At 61.5% G+C, this 931-nt stretch carries 2 protein-coding genes; one reads left to right on the forward strand and one right to left on the reverse strand.

What is annotated here, in order from left to right; genetic code table 11:
* Positions 1-248: hypothetical protein (locus AWU74_RS11800; protein WP_187150898.1), on the forward strand; the 248-nt coding region annotated here is incomplete at its 5' end.
* 76 nt (positions 249-324) lie between these two features.
* On the opposite strand, the gene AWU74_RS06210 is transcribed toward AWU74_RS11800, so the two are convergent.
* The coding region (locus AWU74_RS06210; protein ID WP_238580203.1) for a hypothetical protein at positions 325-931 on the reverse strand (607 nt) is incomplete at its 5' end.

A 931-nucleotide genomic window follows, 5' to 3' on the forward strand; every position in this document is an offset into this window, starting at 1 on the left:
CCGTTGGGGTCGCTGTCGGAGCCGTCGGTCTGGAATTCTTTTGGGCCGAACGCGTCGGTAAGAGCGGCGCCGCCCGCGCCCAAGAGCGTGGAGACGCTGGTCTTATACAGCGTCCACCTCTGGTTGAAATCGTCGTCATAAGTGCCGGTCAGGATATAGAGAATGCTGTTGTCGTCCGCGGAGGCGGAGACGGCGACCGCGCGAATGTCGTAAGCCGTTGGCGGAGTCGCCGGAGCGTCTCCGGTTAAAAGCGTCGTGGCGGCAAAAGCCGCCCCGAATGCCGGAACGGCGCTAATGTTTGAATCGGCGCCGTTGGTGGTGCCGTCATATTTCTGCGGACCGCCGATCGCCGGGATAAGCAGAACGGTGTCCGCGTCGCCGCCGCCGGGGGGTGCCGGCGACCGGAATGATTTCCTGCGCGTTTATTCCGACCGTTACCGCAACAGGGTCGCTCAAGGTGCCGTCCGAGCCTATGCTCATTTTAACCAGTTGGCTGGGGGCATACTTTTCTCCGTATTCGTCCGAGCTAAGGTAGAGCGCGTACAGAAAATTGCTGCCGTTCCCGTCCTTCAGGGCGATAATCGCCTGCCCCTTGGCGTCGGGGTCGTCTAGTGTTGCGGTAAGGTCAAAGGGCTCCCGGTCAAGGGTGTGCACCGCGCCGTCGCTCAGCCCGTTCAGCTCGTTCGCGCCCAGAATGTAAATATTCTGGGAAGCGTTATCGACGATATACAGCAGGCTGGCTTCCTCAATTCTCGGATTTGCCGTGTCGTCGGCGGGCATATAGACCTGCGCCCCGCCGTGCGGGTTAGACGCCGCCAGCACCGGGTTTTTGCTTACAAAGTACTGCGCGGTTATGTCCTTTGCCAAGACTCCCCACGACCCGTAGGGCGGTGGGGGGGGACGCAGAAGCGAGTAGTCGGTGGCCGCGGGG

It is taken from the genome of Treponema endosymbiont of Eucomonympha sp., from assembly GCF_001028545.1.